Source organism: Phytopseudomonas daroniae (assembly GCF_004327275.1).
In the GTDB taxonomy this organism is placed as follows: Bacteria; Pseudomonadota; Gammaproteobacteria; order Pseudomonadales; family Pseudomonadaceae; genus Aquipseudomonas; species Aquipseudomonas daroniae.
In genome coordinates this window covers 164292-180856 of the sequence record NZ_QJUJ01000011.1, presented here as the reverse complement: position 1 = coordinate 180856, position 16565 = coordinate 164292, and the positions used below count along the sequence as shown (strand labels likewise).

Annotated in this window: 17 protein-coding genes; 11 read left to right on the top strand and 6 right to left on the bottom strand. The window is 63.8% G+C overall.

Annotation, left to right across the window (positions count from 1 at the left end; all coding sequences use genetic code 11):
* Positions 1-89 precede the first annotated feature (89 nt).
* The gene (locus DNK10_RS22105; RefSeq protein ID WP_131179222.1) at positions 90-572 is read left to right on the top strand and encodes a hypothetical protein; all 483 of its coding nucleotides are present in this window, start codon (positions 90-92) and stop codon (positions 570-572) included.
* Between the two features lie 48 nt (positions 573-620).
* Positions 621-1046: a thiol-disulfide oxidoreductase DCC family protein gene (locus DNK10_RS22100; RefSeq protein WP_131193042.1), complete on the top strand. Its 426-nt coding sequence runs from the start codon at positions 621-623 to the stop codon at positions 1044-1046.
* Positions 1047-1187: 141 nt separating this feature from the next.
* Here DNK10_RS22100 and DNK10_RS22095 read toward each other — a convergent pair whose 3' ends face one another.
* The 3 genes from DNK10_RS22095 to DNK10_RS22085 form a co-directional block, all read right to left on the bottom strand.
* Positions 1188-1772 carry an eCIS core domain-containing protein gene (locus DNK10_RS22095; protein WP_131179224.1) on the bottom strand — a complete coding sequence of 195 codons (585 nt, stop codon included), beginning with the start codon at positions 1770-1772 and terminating at the stop codon, positions 1188-1190.
* Positions 1773-1841: 69 nt separating this feature from the next.
* Positions 1842-3239: a 2-oxoadipate dioxygenase/decarboxylase HglS gene (hglS, locus tag DNK10_RS22090; RefSeq protein WP_131179225.1), complete on the bottom strand. Its 1398-nt coding sequence runs from the start codon at positions 3237-3239 to the stop codon at positions 1842-1844.
* Positions 3240-3342: 103 nt separating this feature from the next.
* On the bottom strand, positions 3343-4269 hold the full coding sequence (locus DNK10_RS22085; protein WP_131193041.1) for a LysR substrate-binding domain-containing protein: 927 nt from the start codon (positions 4267-4269) through the stop codon (positions 3343-3345).
* Between the two features lie 188 nt (positions 4270-4457).
* Between DNK10_RS22085 and amaB the strand changes: the two genes are divergently transcribed.
* Both amaB and amaA read left to right on the top strand, forming a co-directional pair.
* Complete coding sequence (amaB, locus tag DNK10_RS22080; RefSeq protein WP_131193040.1) at positions 4458-5948, top strand: L-piperidine-6-carboxylate dehydrogenase; 1491 nt, start codon at positions 4458-4460, stop codon at positions 5946-5948.
* 13 nt (positions 5949-5961) lie between these two features.
* Positions 5962-7248, top strand: coding sequence for an L-pipecolate oxidase (amaA, locus tag DNK10_RS22075; RefSeq protein WP_131193039.1), 1287 nt, complete (start codon positions 5962-5964; stop codon positions 7246-7248).
* A 191-nt stretch (positions 7249-7439) separates the two neighbouring features.
* On the opposite strand, the gene DNK10_RS22070 is transcribed toward amaA, so the two are convergent.
* Positions 7440-7751 carry a putative quinol monooxygenase gene (locus DNK10_RS22070; protein ID WP_131179229.1) on the bottom strand — a complete coding sequence of 104 codons (312 nt, stop codon included), beginning with the start codon at positions 7749-7751 and terminating at the stop codon, positions 7440-7442.
* A gap of 156 nt (positions 7752-7907) precedes the next feature.
* Here DNK10_RS22070 and mdaB point away from each other — a divergent pair, with 156 nt between their 5' ends.
* Positions 7908-8498, top strand: a complete 591-nt coding sequence (mdaB, locus tag DNK10_RS22065) for an NADPH:quinone oxidoreductase MdaB (RefSeq protein WP_131193038.1) — start codon at positions 7908-7910, stop codon at positions 8496-8498.
* Positions 8499-8544: 46 nt separating this feature from the next.
* On the opposite strand, the gene DNK10_RS22060 is transcribed toward mdaB, so the two are convergent.
* Complete coding sequence (locus DNK10_RS22060) at positions 8545-9735, bottom strand: sugar transporter (protein ID WP_131193037.1); 1191 nt, start codon at positions 9733-9735, stop codon at positions 8545-8547.
* A gap of 527 nt (positions 9736-10262) precedes the next feature.
* Entirely contained in the window at positions 10263-10979 is a 717-nt protein-coding gene (locus tag DNK10_RS22055) for a UTRA domain-containing protein (RefSeq protein WP_131179232.1), read from the bottom strand.
* Positions 10980-11293: 314 nt separating this feature from the next.
* Here DNK10_RS22055 and DNK10_RS22050 point away from each other — a divergent pair, with 314 nt between their 5' ends.
* From DNK10_RS22050 to DNK10_RS22025, 6 genes are all read left to right on the top strand, one after another.
* Positions 11294-12352: an ABC transporter substrate-binding protein gene (locus tag DNK10_RS22050; RefSeq protein ID WP_131193036.1), complete on the top strand. Its 1059-nt coding sequence runs from the start codon at positions 11294-11296 to the stop codon at positions 12350-12352.
* Between the two features lie 136 nt (positions 12353-12488).
* Positions 12489-13295, top strand: a complete 807-nt coding sequence (locus DNK10_RS22045; RefSeq protein ID WP_131193035.1) for an alkaline phosphatase family protein — start codon at positions 12489-12491, stop codon at positions 13293-13295.
* Positions 13292-14140 (top strand): ABC transporter permease, encoded by an 849-nt coding sequence (locus DNK10_RS22040; RefSeq protein ID WP_131193034.1) that lies wholly within the window; start codon positions 13292-13294, stop codon positions 14138-14140. The genes DNK10_RS22045 and DNK10_RS22040 overlap by 4 nt, the downstream gene beginning before the upstream one ends.
* The gene (locus DNK10_RS22035; protein WP_131193033.1) at positions 14127-14924 is read left to right on the top strand and encodes an ABC transporter permease; all 798 of its coding nucleotides are present in this window, start codon (positions 14127-14129) and stop codon (positions 14922-14924) included. The genes DNK10_RS22040 and DNK10_RS22035 overlap by 14 nt, the downstream gene beginning before the upstream one ends.
* Positions 14921-15907 (top strand): ABC transporter ATP-binding protein, encoded by a 987-nt coding sequence (locus DNK10_RS22030; protein ID WP_131193032.1) that lies wholly within the window; start codon positions 14921-14923, stop codon positions 15905-15907. The genes DNK10_RS22035 and DNK10_RS22030 overlap by 4 nt, the downstream gene beginning before the upstream one ends.
* Positions 15907-16560 carry an HAD family hydrolase gene (locus DNK10_RS22025; RefSeq protein ID WP_131193031.1) on the top strand — a complete coding sequence of 218 codons (654 nt, stop codon included), beginning with the start codon at positions 15907-15909 and terminating at the stop codon, positions 16558-16560. The genes DNK10_RS22030 and DNK10_RS22025 overlap by 1 nt, the downstream gene beginning before the upstream one ends.
* Positions 16561-16565 lie beyond the last annotated feature (5 nt).

Genomic DNA, 16565 nt, shown 5'->3' with positions numbered 1-16565 from the left:
CGCAATCAAAAGGGGCTGCGAGTTCGATGCTCGCGTCCCTGAACAGCCACTCGGATGGACAGCGTTTACGCACTCAAGGATTGATGAGCATGTACTACCCCAGAGAAGAACAGCGCGACTTTCTGTTCACCTTATCCTCCTTTGCCCTCTGGATGATTCCCGTCTTCGCCTTCATCGCCTTTCTGGCGCAGAGCGGCGCCACGGTTGCAATTATCAAGGTGTGGCCGGCAACCATGGAAGGCGTCGTTACGTCGGTAAAAACACTGCCGAATAACGACAATGTTCGACAGTATGAATACCGTTTCGACAAGGCAGACGGAACCCGCTTTGTGGATGTTTTCGAACTGTATCGCCAACCTGGCACGCCAACCTACTCGGTGGGCCAAACCATTGAGATCATGCAGTCGCGCCTGTTCCCAAATGTTCAAATGCCGCGTGAGCGCTACGAGCACAGCCGCATGAACTTTCTAGTTTTCACGGCCTGCATCGCTGCTATTTTCGGACTGCTCGCCGTATCCATCTACGCGCTGGTCAGGCAGTGCTCCCATGCACGGGAAGATATTCATTACTGAGCCTGCAGCTGCGCTACCCTGAGCGCATCGCTAATGCGGAGGATGCAGATGCCTTATCCACCCTATTTGCAGGCCGGTGATCGGGTCGTGCTGTTCGATGGCGTCTGCAAGCTATGCAATGGCTGGATCCGTTTCCTGATTCGCCATGACCCTAACAGCAGGCTCAAGCTGTGCAGCGCGCAATCCACACAGGGCCAGGCGATCCTCGCCTGGTTCGCTATGCCGTTGGATCATTTCGACACGCTACTGTATGTCGAGGGCGCTCAGGCGCTGCAGCGCAGCGATGCCATTCTGGCGATCCTCCGGCAACTGCCGGCGCCCTGGCGCTGGTTGACGGTGCTGCGCGTGTTGCCCCGGGGCCTGCGCGATTGGAGTTACGACCGCGTCGCCCGCAATCGCTATCGCCTGTTCGGCCGCCACGAGCATTGTCAGCTGCCTCGCCCCGAAGACCGCGAACGCTTCCTGCATGACTGATGCCCTGCTCGCGCATCTGCCCCTGGAGGTGATCGTCATCTGCCACAGCCTGGTGCCGAAACTGCGTCACCAAACTGCCTCACGGCATGGCAGCGATCGCTGAGATCGCGTTGCGTGCCAAACGCGTCGAATAGGCGTGACTCAGTTGCGCCCTTGCTCACGCAGCAGCCGCGATACCTCGGCCTGACGACGATAGGCCGGCGCCTCCACGGCGTTGAAGTCGCGACTGTAACGCGCCGCGAACCCGGCGCTGCCCCATTCCCGGTACTGCTGCACGTGCAGCAGCTCGTGGGCCCACAGGGCCACATCCTGCTCAGCCATCCGGGCACTGCGAAAAACGATGATGTCGACCAGGGTGACCGCCTTGATATCGGGGTTCTGCATCACATTGCGGGCGGCGCTCAATTCGTCGTTGTCACCGACCTTGTAGCGCACCGCATCGAGCAGTTCGGCGGAATAGAACGGCAGCAGTTGGCGACGGATTTCAGCGGGAATCGGCAAGGTGCCTTCACGCGCCGCCGACTCCCGCGAGCGCAGGATCCAGCCTTCCAGCGCGGTCGCCGTGATCGTCCCGGCACGCTCCTGCATGGGCCCGAGCACACCGTTCGGATCGGGTACGCAAATGCAGCCGCCCAGGCAGACCTGGGTTTCGCCGGGCGCACAGGCTAGCGCGGGGGACGCCTGGAAAACAGCCAGTAGAACAAGCACCAGGCCAGCCTTTGACATCGGTCGCTCTCGATTACGCAAAGGAGCGACCATGGCGTCAGCGGCGACGGTTGTCCAGTCCCGCGCGCGTCAGCCCAGCGTGTCGAGCCGCAGCGCCTCGGCACAGGCGTCCAGCGAGCGACGCTGGGTGTCGGCGTACAGGCTCAGTTCGTCCTGCACCCTGGCGCCCAGGGCAGCCTGGAAGTCCGCCTGGTTCGAGTCGATGGCGTAATCGACCTGGGCGCCGTCACCGAGGTTGGACTGGAAGATCCCGGCAGCGCTGACCGGCAGAAAGTCTTCATAAACCAACGGCTCGTAGCGCACATGGCCGGCTTCGATCAGGGCATCCAGGCGCTGCGGACGATCCTTCTGCTCCGCTGCGGCAATACCTTCGGGCGTGGCGAAGTAGCGGAAGTAGGCCAGGCCATCGCGGCGCATCGCCTCATGGCTGTCGGGAAAGGCCTGGAAGTGTTCGGCCATCAGCGCGTCATAGCGCTCGGCATTGGCTTCGCTGGGCGCTTCACCCAGGGACTCGCGGGCGCTGTCGAGCAGTCGGTCGTAAAGCTCGCGACCTTTCGGCGTCAGTGCCGCGCCACGCTGTTCGATCTCGCCGAAACGTGCAGTGTGGCTACCCTGCGGCCCGTCCTGGCCGACGAAGGCCACGGCCTCCTGCAGCGCCTTGAAGCTGGTCTGGCGCAGCAGGATCGGGCAGTTGCGCCGCGGTGGCCCTTCGATCACCGCCTTGGGGGTGATGCCCTGTTGTGGCATGCCGGCCTGGATCGCATCGATATCCAGGGTACGCGGCGTCAGGTGGTTGATGTGCGGGCCTTTGAAGGCCACCACGTCGGCGATCAGGCGGTGCTGGTCGTGCAGTTGCCGATACTGCTCGGCGCTGACCGTGGCCTGGGTGTGCCAGCGGAACGTCTCCAGCGCTTCGCCGACGAACTCGTCCGCCTCGGCGGCCAGCAGGCCACCCGCGGCCTCGCATTGCTCGATCAATTCGATGGCCCGCGGGGTGAAGATCCGGCGCCTGGCCAACAAATCGGCAGCCATCGTGCGCAGTTCGGCATCTTCGATCAGCTCCAGGCGCAGCAGCGAGGTGAATACCCGGAAGGGGCTGGCCTGCAGCGAGGCCTCATGGGTGGCGCGAAACGCCGTGGAATGCACGGGCACGCCCGCTGGTGCCAGGTCGTAATAGCCCACCGGCTGCATGCCCATCACCGCGAACAGCCGGCGGATGGTCGACAGCTCGTCGGCCGTACCAAGGCGAATGGCGCCGTGGCGCTCCACGTCCAGCCGCTCGATCTCGCCGGTGATTCGCAGGTGCTCGGCGACCTCCGGCTGGCGCTGCAGAACCTGCGCATTGATCTGCGCCACCAGCTCCAGCAGCGTGCCATAGAGCGGGACTTCGCTTTTGTACAGGTCGGACATGGCGCGGGAAAACTGCGCGCGGATGCTGTCCGGGCTGACGAATGCCGGGTTGTTCATGGTGAGCGGTTTCTCCCTCGGATCAGCACCAGCGGCTGGCTGACGCCTGGGTTGGATTCTGCGCAGCCAGCCTGGCCCTGGCAACCGACATCTCGTCAGCTTTTCATTCCCCCAGGGAATGCAGAGCGCCGCCCTCCGCTTTCACCCCGGCCTTGTCCAGCACCCACTCGACCAACGCCCGTACCTTGGGCAACTCCAGCGACTGCTCGGCGCAGGCAATATAATGCGCGCCCTCGCTGACCTTCAGGTGCTGCCAGGGAATCACCAGCTTGCCTTCGGCCAGCTCGTCCTCGACCAGAAAGCGCGGCACCAGGGCGACACCGCAACCGTCCTGGGCGGCGCGGATGCACATATAGAAGGTGTCGAAGCGCGGGCCGTGATAGCTGTACTCGGTGTCGATGCCCTGCTCGTCGAACCACTCATGCCAGGCCTCGGGCCGTGAAGCGCATTGCAGCAACACCAGCGACGTCAGGTCACCCGCGCTGGTGAACGCCGTGGCTGGCAGGATCGACGGTGCGCAGACCGCGATCACGTCCTCGCCGAACAACTCGATGCACACCGCGCCGGGCCAGGTGCCGTTGCCATAGAAGAAGGCCACGTCGGCCTTGGCTTGCACCAGATCGAAGGGCTCCAGCTCGTTGCGGATATCCAGATGAATGTTCGGATGCGCCCTGGAGAACCCCTTAAGATTGGGGATCAGCCAGCGCACGCCGAAGGTCGGCTGGGTCGACACGCGCAGCACCTCGGTCTCACCGCCGTAGGAGAGGATATAGCGGCTGGAGATATCGACCTGGGTCAGGATCTTGTCGACCTCGGCCAGGTACAGCTCGCCCGCGGGAGTCAGTTGCAGACGTCGGCGAATGCGATGGAACAGCAGGTGCTGGAGCATTTCCTCCAACTGCGCGACCTGCTTGCTGACTGCGCTCTGAGTCAGGTGCAGCTCCTCGGCGGCGCGGGTGAAGCTCATGTGCCGGGCTGCCGATTCGAAACACTGCAGGGCGGCCATGGTGGGAAGCAGGCGTTTGGACATGGAGGCTCCGAGAGAGACACTGGACTGCGGTTCATTCTCTGGGGGAATGATGTGGTGCGTAAAGGTCGTTTGTTCGAAAAAAACATTCGGGTCGATACTGCGTGAAGTCGCTGCAAACGATGAATCCATTCAGAGCCTGCTGCCGAAGCAGCACAGATCGTCGCCAGGCTGCAACGCAGGAGAGAACGATGGTTGGCCAACTGCTCGAAAGCCTCGGTGTAAACCCGCATGCCTTCAAGAGCGGCGAACATGCCGTGCACACCCCGATCGACGGCAGCCGCATCGCCGGAGTGACCCTGGAAAGCGCCGAAGAGGTGCGCGCCAAGATCGCCACCGGCCACCAGGCGTTTCTGGCCTGGCGTGACGTGCCAGCCCCTCGCCGTGGCGAGCTGGTGCGCATCTTCGGCGAGGTGCTGCGCGAGCATAAGACCGATCTGGGCGAGTTGGTGTCCATCGAGGCCGGCAAGATCACCCAGGAAGGCCTCGGCGAAGTGCAGGAGATGATCGACATCTGCGACTTCGCCGTCGGCCTGTCGCGCCAGCTGTACGGCCTGACTATCGCGTCCGAGCGCCCGGGCCACCATATGCGCGAGACCTGGCACCCGCTGGGCGTGGTCGGTGTGATCAGCGCCTTCAATTTCCCGGTCGCGGTCTGGGCCTGGAACACCACCCTGGCCCTGGTCGCCGGCAATGCGGTGATCTGGAAGCCCTCGGAAAAGACCCCGCTGACCGCCCTTGCCTCCCAGGCCCTGTTCGACAAGGCCCTGAAGCGTTTCGGCGAAGCACCGCAAGGCCTGGCGCAACTGATCATCGGCGATCGTGAAGCCGGCGAGGCGCTGGTCGACGATGCCCGCGTACCGCTGATCAGCGCCACCGGCAGCACCCGCATGGGCCGCGAAGTCGGCCCGCGGGTGGCGGCCCGTTTCGGTCGCAGCATTCTCGAACTGGGCGGCAACAACGCGATGATCCTCGCGCCCAGTGCCGACCTCGACCTGGCCGTACGCGGCATCCTGTTCAGCGCCGTCGGCACCGCCGGCCAGCGCTGCACCACACTGCGCCGCCTGATCGCCCACAGCTCGGTGAAGGATGAAGTGGTCGCCCGCCTCAAGGCCGCCTACGGCAAGGTACGCATCGGCGATCCGCGTCAGGACAATCTGGTCGGCCCGCTGATGGACAAGCAGGCCTTCGATGCCATGCAAAGCGCCCTGGCCCGCGCCCGGGACGAAGGCGGCAAGGTGTTCGGCGGCGAGCGCCAGTTGCAGGATCGTTACCCCGATGCCTACTACGTCAGCCCGGCCATCGTCGAGATGCCCGGCCAGACCGAAGTGGTGCGCTTTGAGACCTTCGCGCCGATCCTTTACGTGCTGAGCTACGACGAGTTCGAGGACGCCCTGCACCTGAACAACGACGTGCCCCAGGGCCTGTCGTCGTGCATCTTCACCCTCGACGTACGTGAAGCGGAACGCTTCCAGAGCGCCTCGGGCAGCGACTGCGGCATCGCCAACGTCAATATCGGCACCAGCGGTGCGGAAATCGGCGGCGCCTTCGGTGGCGAGAAGGAAACCGGTGGCGGTCGCGAATCCGGCTCCGACGCCTGGAAGGCCTACATGCGTCGGCAGACCAACACCATCAACTATTCGCGCCAGTTGCCCCTGGCCCAGGGCATCGTTTTCGACTGAGCGAGGTCACGCCATGCGCCAATTGCAGCATGCCTGTCTGTGGGAAACGCTGACGCCGCGCGAAGCATTGTCCGGGCCGCTGAGTGGCGACGTGCAGGCAGATGTCTGCGTCATCGGCGCTGGCATCACCGGGCTTTCGGCTGCCCTGCACCTGCTCGAGCAGGGCCAGACGGTCTGTGTGCTCGACGCCCATGAGGTGGGCCACGGCGGCTCAGGGCGCAATGTCGGGCTGGTCAACGCCGGCACCTGGATAAAACCGGACGATGTCGAAGCCACCCTGGGCCAACGCCACGGCAGCCGCCTCAACGACGTGCTCGGTCAGGCACCCGCCGAGGTCTTCGCGCAGATCCAGCGCCTTGCCATCGACTGCCAGGCACGCAACGACGGCACCCTGCACATGGCGCACAACGCCGCCGGCCTGGCCGACCTGAAGGATCGTGAAACGCAGTGGCGGCGGCGCGGTGCCGATGTCGAGTTGCTCACGGGTGCGGCCTGTGCCGAATACTGCGGTACCGAGAAGATCACCGGTGCCCTGCTCGACCGCCGCGCCGGCACCATCAACCCCATGGCCTACACCACGGGTTTGGCCAAGGCGGTCATCCGCCTCGGTGGGCGTATTCACCAACATTCGCCGGTGAAGGCGCTGACCCGCTCAGCCGATGCCTGGCAGGTACGCAGCGGCCTGGGCGCAGTGACCGCGCAGAAGGTGATCATCTCTACCGGCGCCTATACCGAGGGTGAATGGACGGAGCTGCAGCGCCATTACTTCCGCGGCTATTACTACCAGGTCGCCTCGGCGCCGCTGCACGGCGCCGCCGCTGACCAGGTGCTGCGCCATGGCCAGGGCTCCTGGGACACACGCACAGTGCTCAGCAGCATCCGCCGCGATGCCGATGGCCGTCTTCTGCTGGGCAGCATGGGCCGGGCCAACAACAAGCCGGACTGGTTCATCCGCGGCTGGGCCGATCGCATCCAGCAGCACTATTTTCCGGAACTGGGCAAGGTCGAATGGCAACTGCACTGGACGGGCTGCATCGACTTCACGCCGGATCACCTGATGCGCCTGTTCGAACCTGCGACCGGGCTGGTCGCGGTCACCGGCTACAACGGCCGCGGCAACACCACCGGTACGGTAGTCGGCAAGGCCCTGGCGCAGTTCCTGTTGAGCGACGACAACGCAGCATTGCCCATTCCGTTCTCACCGATGCAGGCAGTGCGCGGTGCGGAGCTGAGAAGCAGCGTGTACGAAACCGGTTTCTCGCTGTATCACGCGGGCCAGTGCCTCAGGGTCATCCTCTGAACGGATCCGAACCAGCCTTTCGATGGGCACCACGTGGTACCCATCGTGGTCAAGAAAATCTTCGCCCCCCTGCGCGAGCTGGGTAGGCATTGCTGGCCTGAGGCCCTATCGCCGGCAAGCCGGCTCCTACGCATTGGCGGCAGCCCAGCTCCTGTATGAGCCGACTTGCCGGCGATGAGCGGGCGGGGTTTTCAATCGGTCAGGCTGGCCGATGCTAGGCTGAGCATCTCTATCTCGCGAATCTCGAAATCCCGGCGCAGGTAATCCATGCGCTGCTGATGGAAGTCGCGCATATGCGGCAAAGCACTGTGCACCGCCAGGTGCTCGCGGGATTGCCAGACCTCGAAGAAGATGAACAGCGTGGGATCCTCGGCATCGCGCAGCATGTGGTATTCGATGCAGCCGGGCTCGGCGCGGCTCGGTTCGACATAGGCGCGGAACAGTTTCTCGAAGGCCTCGGCCTGTTCCGGGCGGGTATGGGCGTGAAGGATAAAGCCGTACATGGGGAGTCTCCGTGGTGAGTGCTATTTAAACCCTACAACACATAAAACCCGGACATTCATGCCTTTCAGTCAATAGTCATTTGCTCGCGCAGGCATTTTTCCCACGTGCGGGAGCCCGTAACCTGCCGGCATTCAATCAGTTACGGGAAGCACCCCATGAAGAAGATCCTGCTCCTCAATGGCGGCAAGCAGTTCGCCCACTCCGAAGGTCGACTCAACCGCACCCTGCACGAAACTGCCGCGGCGTTTCTCGACCAGACTGGCGTCGAGTTCAAGACCACCGAGATCGACGCCGGTTATGACGTCGCCGAAGAAGTGCAGAAATTCCTCTGGGCCGACGTGGTGATCTATCAGATGCCGGGCTGGTGGATGGGTGCGCCGTGGATCGTCAAGAAGTACATCGACGAAGTGTTCACCGAAGGCCACGGCAGCCTGTATGCCAACGACGGCCGCACCCGCTCCGATGCCTCGCAGAAATACGGCAGCGGCGGCCTGATCCAGGGCAAGCAGTACATGCTCTCGCTGACCTGGAACGCCCCGCAGCAGGCCTTCGACGACCCCAGCGATTTCTTCGAAGGCAAGGGCGTGGATGCCGTCTACTTTCCCTTCCACAAGGCTCAGCAGTTCCTCGGCATGAGCGCCCTGCCGACCTTCCTCTGCGTGGACGTGATGAAGCGCCCGGACGTCGAGCGCGACGTGACCAGCTATCAGGAGCATCTGGCAGCCGTTATGCGAACCAGCACCTGAAGCCGTGCAGGGCTCAGCAGGGTTGATATCTGCTGAGCGCAAATACCTACAGCGGCTGCGGCTTGAGCGGTCGGGAAAAGTGGTAGGTGGTCACGCAGCAGAGCAACAAGCCCCCGATACCGAGCAGGCCGCCGACGATGCCGACATTGGCCACACCCAGCTGGCTGCTCACCAGGCTGCCGAGCAAGGCACCGCCGCCGATGCCGATATTGAAGATGCCCGAAAACAGCGCCATGGCCACATCGGTGGCGTCCGATGCCAGGTTCAGCACCTTGGCCTGCAGCGCCAGGCCGAAGCACATCATGGCGATGCCCCAGATCACGCTCAGCGTCGCCAGGTAAGCGTGCTCGCGAGCCACATGCAGCAGGAACAGCATGCACAGGCTCAGCACGCTGATCGCCGCGATCACAAAACCGCGCGGGTAGCGCGTGCTGTAACGGCTGAACAGGATGGAGCCGATGATGCCCGCGCAGCCGAACAGCAGCAGCAATACGGTGATCATGTCCCCGGCGATGCCCGCGACTTCCAGCGCGAACGGCTCGATATAGGTGTACGCCGTGAAGTGGGCAGTGATCACCAGCGCGGTGAGCACGTACACGGTGACCAGCGCCGGGCGTTTGAACAGCACCGGCAGGCTGCGCAGCGAGCCGGAGTTCTGGCTTGGCAGCAGCGGCAGGTTCTTCATCAGGCACAACACCACCATGCCCGCCACCACCGCGATGGTGGTGAAGGTGGTACGCCAGCCCAGCACCTCGCCAATCACCCGCCCCAGGGGGATGCCCAGCACCATGGCCAGCGCGCTGCCGGTCGCCAGCAACCCGAGCGCCTGGGCCTGTCTGCCTTCGGGCGCCACGCGTACCGCCAGGGATGCGGTGATCGCCCAGAACAGCGCGTGGGCCAGAGCGATGCCGATGCGGCTGATCACCAGCACACCGAAACTCCAGGCCATACCCGACAGCACATGGCTGGCGATGAACAGCATGAACACCAAGGCCAGCAGCTTGCGCCGTTCGATATTGCGGGTCAGCAGCATCAACGGCAGCGACGCCAGCGCAACCACCCAGGCGTAGATGGTCAGCATCAGGCCGACGCTCGCGGTGGTCATGTCGAAGCTATGGCCGATCTGGCTCAACAACCCCACCGGCACGAATTCGGTGGTATTGAAGATGAAGGCGCCCAGCGCCAGGGCGATAACGCTGAGCCAGCTGCCGCTGCGCGCATCCGCGGGTGTGTTCATTCGGGTGATGTCTGCTCTTGGGGAACGCTTCAGCTACAACGGCCTTTCGCCCGCGGCCTGAATGGCAGCGAGCGATTGTAGGAAGCGAACGAAAAAATAGAGCCCCATACACGACGAATACGCACACGGCAGCTCGCGCTCCCTGGGCGATGAACGCTGGGAGTGGCGGATGCGGAGAGCGGAAAATTATAGGTATGGGGATGGCCTGCGGCGGCGATTCTACGCTCGGCCAGGCACGCCGACAATATGGGCGGGAACACGTTGAAACGCCGAGCGATAGCCGGTCTTCAGAACGATCGTTGATTGCCGTTTACGAGCGTGGGAAGAGGCAGCTTCAAGGCGCAAGCGGCCGGTCGGTGACCCGCGTTGAACCATGGATCACGGCCTTCGGCCCCGGATTACGCCTGCGGCTAATCCAGGCTACGTTCTACAGCCCGTAGGATGGGTGAAACCCATCAATTCCCGATGGGTTTCACCTGCGCGGCCCGACCCATCCTACGACCGTCCGCTTGCGCCACTTACCGGCCCTAATCCGGCACTTCCACGCTGATATGAATCGCGTCGTGGCGCCAGTACTCGAGGTCGCAGTCGATCAGCCGGCCGCGCTGGTCGCGGTTGACCCGGATGATGCGCAGTGCCGGACTGCCGGGCGCCACCCTGAGCGCTGCCGCCGCATCGGCATGCAACGCGGTGGGCACCATGTCGAAGCGCACCCGGCCGTAGTGCACGTCGTACTCGCTGGCATACAGCTCGGTCAGCGAGCGCGTCAGATCGTAATCGAGGATGCCGGGAAAATAGTCGGGGTTGAGGTAGTGCTCGACATACAGCACCAGACGCCCGTCGATCCGCCGTGCCCGGCGGATCTGATACACGCTGGAAAGCCCCGATAATCCCAGCAACTGGCAGATCTGCGAGTGTGCCGGCATCAGTCGGGCGCTCAACACTTCGGTGGCGGGCACCCGGCCCTGCTCGGCGACCATGGCATGAAAATGGGTGCGCACCAGGGGGTTGTAAGCGACCCGCGCCGGGGACACGAACCAGCCACGTCGCTCCTCGCGATACACCAACCCTTGCGCTTCCAGTTGCCCCAATGCCTCACGCAGGGTAATGCGCGTGGTTTCGAACAGCTCGCTCAGGCGCCGCTCGGCCGGCAACTTGCCACCGGCGGGGAGCAGGCCGTGTTCGATCTGTTCCTGTAACGCCCGGCAAATGGTGGTGACGGCCCGTGGCGTGTCATCGCGCATCACGCTGATTCCTTTTGGACTAGACCAGCCCCATTAAGGGGCACATAACAGCCATCGGCTGGCTGCAATCCTTGCCTGCAAGCCTAGGCAAGCTGGATGACCGGCAGATGACAGGCTGGTTTCAAGCACGCCCCATGCCAGTGACAAGCCCGTCAATTCAACGGCTTAACCTGGTCTACGCTTGCTGAGCGGGGCGTCGTCGACGGCCCTGGATGTCCGCGACGGCCATGCCGACATAAAACTGTCATTGGCGCCGCCTACATTGGCTTGGGTCTTGCTGATCTAGACCAACCCTCAACGCAAAGGAGTTTCCAATGAAACAACTGCTACTGGCATCGCTGATGGGCAGCGCCATCGCCCTGGCCTCCCAGGCCATGGCCGCCGAGACGGATATAACTGCACTGGAACAGGCCGCGCGCAAAGAAGGCGCCGTCAACAGCGTCGGCATGCCGGACAGTTGGGCCAACTGGAAGGACACCTGGAAAGACCTGAGCGACAAGTACGGCCTCAAGCACATGGACACCGACATGAGCTCGGCCCAGGAAATCGCCAAGTTCGCCGCCGAGAAGGACAACGCCAGCGCCGATATCGGCGATGTCGGTGCCGCCTTCGGCCCCATCGCCGTGCAGCAGGGCGTGACCCAGCCGTACAAGCCGAGCACCTGGGATCAGATTCCCGAGTGGGCCAAGGATGCCGACGGCCACTGGATGCTCGCCTACACCGGCTCCATCGCCTTCATCGTCAACAAGCAGCTGGTCAAGGACGCGCCGAAAAGCTGGGCCGACCTGAAGACCGGCAAATACCGCGTGGCCATCGGTGACGTCAGCGCCGCCGCCCAGGCGGTCAACGGTGTACTGGCTGCGGCCATCGCCAACGGTGGCGACGAGAAGAACATCCAGCCGGGCCTGGACTACTTCGCCGAAATCGCCGAGCAAGGGCGCCTGTCACTAGCCAACCCGACCATCCAGACCCTGGAAAAAGGCGAAGTGGAAGTGGGCATCGTCTGGGACTTCAACGGCCTCAGCTACCGCGACCAGATCGACCCGAATCGCTTCGACGTACTGATCCCTTCCGACGGTTCGGTGATCTCCGGCTACACCACCATCATCAACAAGTACGCCAAGCACCCCAACGCCGCCAAGCTGGCGCGCGAGTACATCCTCAGCGACGCCGGGCAGATCAACCTGGCCAAGGGCAACGCCCGGCCGATCCGCGCCGAGCACCTGACCCTGCCGGCCGAGGTGCAGGCCAAGCTGCTGCCCAACGAGCAGTACGCCAAGGTCAAGCCGATCGAGGATGCCGCCGCCTGGGAAGCGACCTCGAAAACCCTGCCGCAGCTGTGGCAGGAGCACGTGATCATCAACATGGAGTGATCCACGAGGCTGCTTACGCAGGGTGGATGACGCTCTTTTCATCCACCATTGCGATCGCAAAGTGGTGGACGGATGAAGCGTCAGCTACGCGCCCCGATCCACCCTACCCCAACACCCTCTCAACCCAGGATCACCCATGCTGTCCAAGGTCATCCTCGTCGTTCTCGACGGCCTCAATTACGAGGTCGCCCGGCATGCACTCGGCCATCTGCAGGCCTGGTGCGCCGCAGGGCGCGCCGCCCTTTACAAGCTCGAATGCGAGCTGCCTTCGCTGTCGCGACCGCTCTATGAATGCATCCTCACGGGGGTGACGCCGATCGACAGCGGCATCGTGCACAACAACGTGGTGCGCCTGAGCCATCAGCGCAGCGTGTTCCACTATGCCCGCGCCGCCGGGCTGAGCACCGCGGCCGCCGCCTATCACTGGATGAGCGAGCTGTACAACCGCGCGCCCTTCGTCGCCGCACGCGACCGGCATACGCACGATGCCGACCTGCCGATCCAGCATGGGCACTTCTACTATGCCGACCACTACCCGGACTCGCACCTGTTCGCCGATGCCGAGAGCCTGCGCCTCAGGCACGCGCCGGATTTCCTGCTGGTGCATCCGATGAACATCGACGACGCCGGCCACAAGCACGGCCTGAACAGCAGCCAGTACCGCAATGCGGCGCGGGCTGCCGACATCCTCCTCGCCGACTACCTGCAGGGCTGGCTGGATGCCGGCTACCAGGTGCTGGTAACCGCCGATCACGGCATGAACGACGACCGCTCGCACAACGGCCTGCTGGCCGAGGAGCGCGAGGTGCCGCTGTTCGTGCTGGGCGATGCCTTCAGCCTCGATGAGACAGCGACACCGAAGCAGCTGGAGCTGTGCGGCACGATCTGCGAGCTGCTCGGCGTGGCCCATGACAAACCTTCGTGCCGGGAGTTGTTGCAATGAGCACCACCCGCAAACCGCGGGGCAAATGGCTGGCGCTGCTGTGCCTGCTGCCCTTCGCGGTGTTCTTCATCGCCTTTCAGATAGCCCCGCTGGTATGGGTGGCGCTCAATAGCCTGAACACGCCGGATGGCTGGGGCCTGGGCAATTTCGAGAAGGCGTTTTCCTCGAAGTTCTATATGCAAGCGGTCAAGCACAGCCTGCAGATCGCCTTCTGGTCGAGCCTGCTCGGTATGCTCATCGCCATCATCGGCAGCTATTCGCTGCGCCAGGTGGACTCGAAGCTGCGTGACTTCGTCATCGCCTTTTCCAACATGACCAGCAACTTCGCCGGGGTGCCGCTGGCCTTCGCCTTCATCATCCTGCTCGGTTTCAACGGCGCACTGACCCTGTTGCTGATCCAGGCCGGACTGATCGAGAGCTTCAACCTGTACTCGAAGAATGGCCTGATCGTGCTCTACACCTACTTCCAGATTCCCCTCGGCGTACTCCTGCTGTACCCGGCCTTCGACGCCCTGCGTCAGGACTGGCGCGAGTCGGCGGCGCTGCTGGGGGCCAACACCTGGGACTTCTGGCGGCATATCGGCCTGCCGGTGCTGACCCCGGCGCTGCTCGGCACCTTCGTCATCCTGCTGGCCAATGCCCTGGGCGCCTACGCCACCGTCTACTACCTGACCACCGGCAACTTCAACGTGCTGCCGATCCGTATCGCGGCGATGATTTCCGGGGATATCTCCCTCGATCCGAACATGGCCAGCGCCCTGGCGATGATCCTGGTCGGGCTGATGGCGGCGATCACCCTCGTCCATCAGTTGCTGCTGAGGAGGAGCTACCATGTCTCGCGCTGACGCCCCCGCGGCCAGCCTCTACCACCGCGCGGTGGTCTGGCTGCTGTTCCTGATCCTGCTGCTGCCGCTGGCCGGCACCCTGCTCTACTCCCTGGCCACCAGCTGGTCGGCGACCATCCTGCCGGACGGCCTGACCTTCAAGTGGTACCTGGCGCTGTGGAGCGAGCCGCGCTTCCTCGCCGCCTTCGGCCAGTCGCTGCTGGTCTGCTTCGGCGCCCTGGCGCTGTCGGTGCTGCTGATCCTGCCGCTGCTGTTCGTCGTGCATTACCACTTCCCCCGGCTCGACGCCTTGATGAACGTGCTGATCCTGCTGCCGTTCGCCGTGCCGCCGGTGGTTTCCGCGGTCGGCCTGCTGCAGCTGTATGGCTCCGGCCCGCTGGCCATGGTCGGCACGCCGTGGATCCTGATCGGCTGCTACTTCACCATCGCCCTGCCGTTCATGTACCGGGCCATCACCAACAACCTGCAGGCGATCAACCTGCGCGACCTGATGGATGCCGCCCACCTGCTCGGCGCCAGCACCTGGAAGGCCGCCTTCCTGGTGATCCTGCCCAACCTGCGCAAGGGCCTGATGGTGTCGCTGTTCCTCTCCTTCAGCTTTCTGTTCGGCGAGTTCGTGTTCGCCAACCTGCTGGTCGGCACCCGCTATGAAACCCTGCAGGTCTACCTAAACAACATGAAGAACAGCAGCGGCCACTTCAACAGCGCCCTGGTGATCTCCTACTTCTTCTTCGTCCTGGTGTTCACCTGGGCGGCCAATCGACTGAACAGGGACAAGGCATGAGCTTCCTGAGCATCCAGAACCTGCACAAACGCTACGGCACCACCGCGATCTTCAGCGACATCAACGCCGAGATCGAACAGGGCGAATTCATCACCCTGCTCGGCCCTTCCGGTTGCGGCAAATCCACCCTGCTGCGCTGCATCGCCGGCCTCACCGAGGTCAACGGCGGGCGCATCCTGCTGGATGGCGAAGACCTGGTGCCGCTGCCGCCGCAGAAGCGCGGCATCGGCATGGTGTTCCAGAGCTACGCCCTGTTCCCCAACATGACCGCCGCGCAGAACGTCGCCTTCGGCCTGCGCATGCAGAAGATCGACAAGGACGAAGCGGCCCAGCGCGTGCAGGACGCCCTGGCCATGGTCGAACTCGGCGACTACGCCAGCCGCTACCCGCACCAGCTCTCCGGCGGCCAGTGCCAGCGCGTGGCCCTGGCCCGCTCGCTGGTCACCCGCCCGCGCCTGCTGCTGCTCGACGAGCCGCTGTCGGCCCTGGATGCGCGCATCCGCCGGCACCTGCGCGAACAGATCCGCGGCATCCAGCAGGAACTCGGCCTGACCACCCTGTTCGTCACCCACGATCAGGAAGAAGCGCTGGTCATGAGCGACCGCATCTTCCTGATGAATGCCGGCCAGATCGTCCAGAGCGGCGACGCGGAAACCCTCTACACCGCGCCGGTCGACGCCTTCGCCGCCGGCTTCATCGGCAACTACAACCTGCTCGACGCCGACACCGCCAGCCGCCTGCTCGGCTACCCGGTCGGCGGCCAGGTGGCCATCCGCCCGGAAGCCATCGTGCTCGGCCAGGGCAACATCACGGCGCGGATTCGCAGTCACAGCCTGCTCGGTAATATCATCCGCTACCGGGTCGAAGCCGAAGGCGTGGAACTGCTGGTCGACGTGCTCAACCGCAGCGCCGACGACCTGCACGTCGACGGCCACCCGATCTCATTGGATATCGCGGCTGGCGCCGTAAGAGAGGTGGCTTGATGGCCCTGGCAATTTTCGACCTTGACGAAACCCTGATCGATGGCGACTGCGCCAGTTTGTGGAGCGAGCATATGGCCACGCTCGGTTGGGTCGACGGGGAAAGTTTCATCGCCAAGGATCACCAGCTGATGGCGCTGTACGCCGAAGGCAAACTGGCCATGGAGGACTACATGACCTTCAGCCTGTCGCCGCTGGTGGGGCGTACGCCCGAAGAAGTCGCCTTCGTCGTCGAGCCCTTCGTGGAAGACGTGATCGAACCGATCTTCTTCAGCGACGCCACCCGCTGCCTGGCCAACCACCGCGCGGCCGGCGACCGTATCCTGATCATCTCCGCCTCGGCACATTTCCTGGTCAGCGCCATCGCCGAACGGCTGAAGGTCGAGGACGTGCTGGCCATCGACCTGCACGAGGAATACGGCCACTACAGCGGCAAGACCGTCGGCGTGCTCACTTACCGCGAAGGCAAGGTCACCCGCCTGCACGCCTGGCTGGAAGAGCACGGCGAGAACCTGGACGGCGCCTACTTCTACTCCGACTCGCGCAACGATCTGCCACTGCTGCAACGGATCGACAAACCCCACGCGGTGAACCCCGACCCGGTGCTGCGCGAACATGCCGAACGGGAGAAATGGCCGATCCTGGCGTGGCGGTGATGGGG

Coding starts and splice junctions, on each gene's coding strand:
- DNK10_RS22060 (WP_131193037.1), bottom strand. CDS start 9,735: ATGAACACACCCGCGGATGCGCGCAGCGGCAGCTGGCTCAGCGTTATC.
- DNK10_RS22095 (WP_131179224.1), bottom strand. CDS start 1,772: ATGTCAAAGGCTGGCCTGGTGCTTGTTCTACTGGCTGTTTTCCAGGCG.
- DNK10_RS22100 (WP_131193042.1), top strand. CDS start 621: ATGCCTTATCCACCCTATTTGCAGGCCGGTGATCGGGTCGTGCTGTTC.
- DNK10_RS22055 (WP_131179232.1), bottom strand. CDS start 10,979: ATGCGCGATGACACGCCACGGGCCGTCACCACCATTTGCCGGGCGTTA.
- DNK10_RS22035 (WP_131193033.1), top strand. CDS start 14,127: ATGTCTCGCGCTGACGCCCCCGCGGCCAGCCTCTACCACCGCGCGGTG.
- DNK10_RS22025 (WP_131193031.1), top strand. CDS start 15,907: ATGGCCCTGGCAATTTTCGACCTTGACGAAACCCTGATCGATGGCGAC.
- hglS (WP_131179225.1), bottom strand. CDS start 3,239: ATGAACAACCCGGCATTCGTCAGCCCGGACAGCATCCGCGCGCAGTTT.
- DNK10_RS22050 (WP_131193036.1), top strand. CDS start 11,294: ATGAAACAACTGCTACTGGCATCGCTGATGGGCAGCGCCATCGCCCTG.
- DNK10_RS22045 (WP_131193035.1), top strand. CDS start 12,489: ATGCTGTCCAAGGTCATCCTCGTCGTTCTCGACGGCCTCAATTACGAG.
- DNK10_RS22040 (WP_131193034.1), top strand. CDS start 13,292: ATGAGCACCACCCGCAAACCGCGGGGCAAATGGCTGGCGCTGCTGTGC.
- DNK10_RS22105 (WP_131179222.1), top strand. CDS start 90: ATGTACTACCCCAGAGAAGAACAGCGCGACTTTCTGTTCACCTTATCC.
- mdaB (WP_131193038.1), top strand. CDS start 7,908: ATGAAGAAGATCCTGCTCCTCAATGGCGGCAAGCAGTTCGCCCACTCC.
- amaB (WP_131193040.1), top strand. CDS start 4,458: ATGGTTGGCCAACTGCTCGAAAGCCTCGGTGTAAACCCGCATGCCTTC.
- amaA (WP_131193039.1), top strand. CDS start 5,962: ATGCGCCAATTGCAGCATGCCTGTCTGTGGGAAACGCTGACGCCGCGC.
- DNK10_RS22070 (WP_131179229.1), bottom strand. CDS start 7,751: ATGTACGGCTTTATCCTTCACGCCCATACCCGCCCGGAACAGGCCGAG.
- DNK10_RS22085 (WP_131193041.1), bottom strand. CDS start 4,269: ATGTCCAAACGCCTGCTTCCCACCATGGCCGCCCTGCAGTGTTTCGAA.
- DNK10_RS22030 (WP_131193032.1), top strand. CDS start 14,921: ATGAGCTTCCTGAGCATCCAGAACCTGCACAAACGCTACGGCACCACC.